The organism is Pseudomonas sp. Sample_16 (assembly GCF_004307665.1).
Taxonomy (GTDB): Bacteria; Pseudomonadota; Gammaproteobacteria; order Pseudomonadales; family Pseudomonadaceae; genus Aquipseudomonas.
On record NZ_RCOB01000156.1, the window covers coordinates 1 to 5,757 of the forward strand.

Sequence of the window (5,757 nt, forward strand, 5' to 3'; positions counted from 1 at the left end):
ACCGAATCCCAGGTCTTGAACGGAATTTCGATCGGGCCGAGCTGGCTCATGTAGCCACGAATCACGATGCCCTGGCTGGCCAGGTACTTTTTCGCGATCGCTCCGGCCGCCACACGCATCGCGGTTTCCCGCGCTGAACTGCGACCGCCGCCGCGATAATCGCGCTCGCCGTATTTGTGGTGGTAGGTGTAGTCGGCGTGGGCCGGGCGGAACAGGTCCTTGATCGCCGAGTAGTCCTTGGACTTCTGGTCGGTGTTGCGGATCAACAGGCCGATGGCGCAACCGGTGGTGCGACCTTCGAACACGCCGGAGAGGATTTCGACTTCGTCGGCTTCCTGACGCTGGGTGGTGTGGCGGCTGGTGCCGGGCTTGCGGCGGTCCAGGTCGCGCTGCAGATCTTCAAGGGAGATCTCCAGGCCCGGCGGGCAGCCATCGACAATGGCGACCAACGCCGGACCATGGCTTTCGCCCGCGGTGGTGACAGTGAACAGCTTGCCGTAGGTATTGCCGGACATGCAGGACGCTCCGTGAAATCGAACCCAAATACATAATGCGCGCCAGTATACGCAGGCTACCCAAGTAGTTCATCCTCGAACCTTATGGGTGTCAGCGAGTCCAAACGGCATCTTGATAATGATGGCGTGATGATGCTGCGAGTTTTGCTCTTGACCCTGACCTTGTTTACAGGCTTCGCCCAGGCCACCGTTCTGCAACGGCCGATCTCGTTGGACACCGGCAGTGGAACGCTTTTCGGCTCGTTGTTGTTGCCGAAATCCGACACGCCGGTGCCCGTTGTCCTGATCATTTCCGGCTCCGGTCCTACGGATCGTGACGGAAACAACCCCGATGGCGGGCGCAACGACAGCCTCAAGCGGTTGGCGTGGGTGCTGGCCAAACACAATATCGCCAGTGTGCGCTACGACAAACGTGGTGTGGCGGCGAGCCTGGCGGCCACGCCGGACGAGCGCAACCTGACGTTGGAAGCCTATGTTTCCGACGCCGAGGCCTGGAGTCGCAAGCTCAAGACCGATCCGCGTTTCGCCAAACTGATTCTACTGGGGCACAGCGAAGGCGCGTTGATCGCCAGCCTCGCCGCGCCCAACGTCGATGCGGCGGCGGTCATTTCCATGTCCGGCAGCGCCCGGCCAATCGATCAGGTATTGCGCCAGCAACTGAGCAATCGCCTGCCGCCGCCGTTGATGCTGCGTAGTAATGAACTGCTCGACAGCCTCAAGGCCGGGAAAACCGACGACAACGTGCCACCGCAACTTCAAGTGATTTTCCGTCCGAGCGTGCAGCCCTATCTGATTTCCCTGTTTCGTCAGGATCCGGCCGCTGCGTTTGCCAGGCTGAAAATGCCCGCGCTGATCATCCAGGGCAGCAATGACATTCAGGTCGGAGTCAACGATGCCCGGCTGCTCAAGGCGGCCAAGCCGGACGCCGAACTGGTGTTGATCGAAGGCATGAACCACGTCATGCGCATCGTGCCCAACGACGTCAAACGCCAACTGGCGTCCTACAAGGATCCGAATTTGCCCCTGGCAGCGGAACTGGGCGCGAAAATCCTCGAATTTATTGACGGACTTCGCTCCACTTAAGCGCTGTTTAACCGGTGTTGCCCTCCAGTCCTGAAAAAAACGGCCGATAAGCCTTTGTCGCCAGCGCAATGGCTGGTGACAAGTTGAGCTTGGACAGGATCTCGCCGTTATGACTGATACCCAGACTTCACCCGACACCACCGCTGAACAAGACACACCGCCAGCGGTCGAGCTGCCATGGGCGGACGTCCACGTCGAGCACCATAAAATGCTCCGTCTGGCGCCGCTGCAGACCGATCGCAACACCGGTGGCCGCCCATTGCGCTTTGTCGAATTCGGCTATGCCGAACGCAACGACAAGCAGCACAGCCTGATGCGCATGAGCATTACCCTGCCCGGCCAGCGTGTGCGCAAGGAACAGAATCATCTGGACGTGTGGGTCGACCACGCCGAAAAACGCGTGCGTTTCGGCCCGGACAGCGGTTTGCAGATTGAACCGGTGAATCGGGGTATCGGTCGCTTCATGGCGGCTCAGGGCATCGTCTGGGCGAAAAAGCGCTGGCCTGGCTACACCGTCGATGGCGTTGACTTGAACAACAAGGACGCGCTGAACGAAGACACTCGCTTGCGTCGCGACCATTTTTTGCGGGTGCACGGCTTTGATGTGGTTTACGCCGATGCCCAGCATTTGAAGGGCAGCGTCAAAGAGGTGCGGGTCGGCGACCTGTTGAGCGACTGGAACACGGAAAAACTGCAGGTCGTGGAAATTCTTGAAGCGGCGCAAATGCTCCAGCAGGCCGAACAGAACCTGGCCGAGCAGGAAGTGAAACTCAAGAAACACGAAGAAAAGGTCAGCAAGTACAAACGCGAAGACGCCGGACTGCGCTTCACCATTACCTGTCTGGTGGCGTTTGCAGTGTTCCAGGCGGGGTTGTTGATCTGGATTGCCACGCACCGTTGATAGGTAGGCAGGGACTCATCTGTGGCGAGGCAGCTTGCTCCCGCTGGGTGCGATGCAGCCTCTTTCGGCGACCGCTTCGCGTTCGAGCGGGAGCAAGCTCCCTCGCCACAATATTTGTTGAGGTGGCTGATCGTTCCCACGCTCCGCGTGGGAACGCCTCAACGGACGCTCCGCGTTCGGCTCTTGGGACGCAGAGCGTCCCGGGCTGCATCCCCACGCAGAGCGTGGGAAGGATCAGGGCAGGTCAGACGCGCGAGGCGAACAGCGCCTGATGATCGCGGCACTGTTGGGCTGACAACATGAAGACGCCATGCCCGCCTCGCTCGAATTCCAGCCAGGCGAAGTCCACTTCCGGGTACAACGCTTCGACGTGAACCTGACTGTTGCCCACTTCGACAATCAGCAAGCCCTTTTCGGTCAAATGATCAGCGGCCTGCGCGAGCATGCGCCGCACCAGGTTCAAACCGTCGTCACCGCACGCCAGGCCCAATTCCGGTTCGTGCTGGTATTCATCCGGCATGTCGGCAAAATCTTCGGCATCTACATACGGCGGGTTCGACACGATCAGGTCGAAACGCTGACCCGGCAAACCATCAAAACCATCGCCCTGCACGGTATAGACCCGTTCATCGACGCCATGACGCTCGATGTTCTGGTTGGCCACTTCCAGCGCTTCGAACGACAGATCGGCCAGCACCACCTCGGCGTTTTGAAACTCGTAGGCGCAGGCGATACCGATGCAGCCGGAACCGGTGCACAGGTCGAGAATCCTTGCTGGCTCGGTGCCCAACCAAGGCGTGAAACGGTTTTCGATCAACTCACCGATCGGTGAACGCGGGATCAATACGCGCTCGTCGACAATGAACGACATGCCACAGAACCAGGCTTCGCCCAGCAGGTAAGCGGTTGGAATGCGTTCTTCGATGCGGCGCTTGAGCAACCGCTGCAAGCGAACCACTTCATCTTCTTCCAGGTTGCAATCGAGGTAGCTGTCGGCGATTTCCCACGGCAGGTGCAACGCACCCAACACCAGTTGACGGGCTTCGTCCCATGCGTTGTCGGTCCCATGGCCGAAAAACAGATCCTCCCCATGGAAGCGGCTGACGGCCCAACGGATATGGTCACGCAGGGTGCGAAGGCGGGAAGTGATCACGACGGCTAACTCCAGAAAAATCGACTGGCGATTCTACCAGTCAAACGACGCCACGACGACGCGAAACAACGCGGGGGCAAATGTAGGACTAATCTCTTTTTTCAGTTCGGTATTGAACAAAACGGAGCACTTGACAACGCTACACGCCAGTAACGACGGTGCCTACAATAGTAGCGATTCACAGAAGCGCTCAGCCGGAGGACAATGTCGCAAAAGCCCCACTCGAAGGAGCCCCAGAATGTCCGTTCCACAAACGATGTTTCAACTCAGCGGCCGCGGTTATGCCGCCGCCAAACTGAGTCATGCGACCCTGATCATCATCGATGCCCAGAAAGAATACCTCAGCGGTCCTTTGGCCCTGAGCGGCATGGATGCGGCTGTCGCGAACATCAAAAAACTGGTGACTGCCGCCCGTGCGGCCGGTCGTCCGATCGTGCATGTCAGCCATCTCGGCACCGTTGGAGGGTTGTTTGATCCACGCGGCGAGCGCGGCCAGTTCATTCCTGGGCTTGAGCCACTTGACGGTGAAATCAAGATCGAAAAAATCCTGCCGAGTGCTTTTCATGGCACGGATCTGAAAAAACGCCTGGAAGACCTGGGTTCGGTAGACCTGGTGGTTTGCGGCTTCATGAGCCATTCCAGCGTCAGCACTACGGTGCGCGCAGCAAAAAACCTGGGGTTCCGTTGCACACTGGTGGAAGATGCTTGCGCCACCCGCGATCTGCCCTACAAAGGCGGCGTCCTGAGCGCCGAGCATGTTCAGCAGACCGAAATGGCGATCATGGCGGACAACTTTGCCGCCGTCGCCCAGACCAACGACCTGGTCTGAGCAGTGTTTACATGAGCGGCCTGCACCGCCGCTCATCCGCAAAAGCCTCTCATTAGCCGTAATTGTCTTAGCCTCAGGAACATCCCGGTCAACTCCCGGTCGAAGGGCCGATACCCATTGAGGAAGGTCGGAATGAAGTTATCCGATGGTTTTGACGCTCGCCGCTTACGGCCCAAAGGCCAAAGTAACTGGCGTTTTCGAATCGGCGCGGCGTTCGCTGCGCTGCTGGCGACGAGTGGTGTGTTGCTCGCCATGGCCGGCATCGCCAGCCTGTTGGGCCACGCCCCGGCCCTGGGTGAGATGAATACCAACCGGGTCGGTGCGGCAGTGATTCTGCTGATTGGCCTGTTCGTGCTGTACCTCGGCGTGTGGCTGTGGCGCCGCTGCCGTCGCCGCTCGCGACAGTCGCGGGAGCTGAACATGTCGCCGCACCTGATGAAAAAACACGACTGAGACCAAGGTCGCGGACCAAGGTCGCGAACCAAGGTCGCCACCGAATGCCGCGCACTTTGATGCGCGCTCATTCGCCTGGAGTTGGGTAAACTGGCCGCCCTTCGCGGAGGCTGACATGCAAGACGACGATTTTTCCCTGTTCAAAAGCGCTATCCAAGGCGTCAAGCCGATCAAGCATGATCGCGCTGAAACCGGCAAACCCAAAGCTGACCGAGCACAGATTGCCAAGCTGCGTCAGGCCGCCACCGTGCGCACGGATGCCACCACCGTCGACGGCCTGTCCGATCAGTTCGTCATCGACGTCGGCCCGGAAGACGAGCTGATGTGGGCGCGTGACGGTGTTCAGGAAAGCCAGATGCGCAAGCTCAAGACCGGACAGATTCCGTTCGAAGGCAGCCTCGACCTCCACGGCATGAACGTGGAAAAAGCCCGGGAAACCCTCTGGGCTTTCCTGGCAGAAGCGACCAAATTCGAAATCCGCTGCGTGCGCGTCACTCACGGCAAGGCCGTGCGCCTGGACGGCAAGCGGCCGATGATCAAAAGTCACGTCAACACCTGGCTGCGCCAGCATCCGCAGGTACTTGGCTTCACCTCTTGCCAGGCGAAACACGGCGGTGCCGGAGCGGTTTATGTGATGCTCAAACGCACGATGATGGAAGGTCGCGACGAGTAAACCTGATGCGTCACGCTTGCAGCGTCGTGTCCGCCACCGTACCCTTGCCCTTTGCGTAAAATCCCACAGGTAGTTTCATGTCCCTGGAACAGAATTACACCGCGATTCTCGGCCAATTGGGCGAGGACGTGTCCCGCGAAGGCCTGCTCG

Annotated in this window: 7 protein-coding genes and 1 pseudogene; 6 read left to right on the top strand and 2 right to left on the bottom strand. The window is 59.4% G+C overall.

The annotated features are described in order from the left end of the window. The coding region (gene aroC, locus D8U69_RS20530) for a chorismate synthase (RefSeq protein WP_130908015.1) at window positions 1-515 on the bottom strand (515 nt) is incomplete at its 3' end. An 84-nt stretch (window positions 516-599) separates the two neighbouring features. Here aroC and D8U69_RS20535 point away from each other — a divergent pair. Together D8U69_RS20535 and D8U69_RS20540 are read left to right on the top strand one after the other, a co-directional pair. Continuing rightward, a complete protein-coding gene (locus D8U69_RS20535; RefSeq protein ID WP_130908016.1) occupies window positions 600-1,598 on the top strand; it encodes an alpha/beta fold hydrolase in 999 nt (332 codons plus the stop codon). Window positions 1,599-1,707: 109 nt separating this feature from the next. Then, on the top strand, window positions 1,708-2,499 hold the full coding sequence (locus tag D8U69_RS20540) for a hypothetical protein (protein ID WP_130905426.1): 792 nt from the start codon (window positions 1,708-1,710) through the stop codon (window positions 2,497-2,499). 244 nt (window positions 2,500-2,743) lie between these two features. Here the strand turns inward: D8U69_RS20540 and prmB are convergent, their stop codons facing one another. Then, window positions 2,744-3,652: a 50S ribosomal protein L3 N(5)-glutamine methyltransferase gene (gene prmB / locus D8U69_RS20550; RefSeq protein WP_056853830.1), complete on the bottom strand. Its 909-nt coding sequence runs from the start codon at window positions 3,650-3,652 to the stop codon at window positions 2,744-2,746. A gap of 238 nt (window positions 3,653-3,890) precedes the next feature. Between prmB and D8U69_RS20555 the strand changes: the two genes are divergently transcribed. From D8U69_RS20555 to D8U69_RS20570, 4 genes and pseudogenes are all read left to right on the top strand, one after another. Next, window positions 3,891-4,481, top strand: a complete 591-nt coding sequence (locus tag D8U69_RS20555; protein ID WP_056853831.1) for a cysteine hydrolase family protein — start codon at window positions 3,891-3,893, stop codon at window positions 4,479-4,481. A gap of 132 nt (window positions 4,482-4,613) precedes the next feature. Beyond that, complete coding sequence (locus D8U69_RS20560; protein ID WP_056853832.1) at window positions 4,614-4,934, top strand: hypothetical protein; 321 nt, start codon at window positions 4,614-4,616, stop codon at window positions 4,932-4,934. A gap of 115 nt (window positions 4,935-5,049) precedes the next feature. Further along, window positions 5,050-5,607, top strand: coding sequence for a Smr/MutS family protein (locus D8U69_RS20565; RefSeq protein WP_056853833.1), 558 nt, complete (start codon window positions 5,050-5,052; stop codon window positions 5,605-5,607). A 77-nt stretch (window positions 5,608-5,684) separates the two neighbouring features. Further along, a pseudogene (locus D8U69_RS20570) lies at window positions 5,685-5,757 on the top strand (GTP cyclohydrolase I FolE); the annotation flags it as partial.

Bases quoted from the DNA above. Each gene is read 5' to 3' on its own strand.
- D8U69_RS20540 (WP_130905426.1), top strand. From the start codon at position 1,708: ATGACTGATACCCAGACTTCACCCGACACCACCGCTGAACAAGACACA.
- D8U69_RS20535 (WP_130908016.1), top strand. From the start codon at position 600: ATGGGTGTCAGCGAGTCCAAACGGCATCTTGATAATGATGGCGTGATG.
- D8U69_RS20565 (WP_056853833.1), top strand. From the start codon at position 5,050: ATGCAAGACGACGATTTTTCCCTGTTCAAAAGCGCTATCCAAGGCGTC.
- D8U69_RS20555 (WP_056853831.1), top strand. From the start codon at position 3,891: ATGTCCGTTCCACAAACGATGTTTCAACTCAGCGGCCGCGGTTATGCC.
- D8U69_RS20560 (WP_056853832.1), top strand. From the start codon at position 4,614: ATGAAGTTATCCGATGGTTTTGACGCTCGCCGCTTACGGCCCAAAGGC.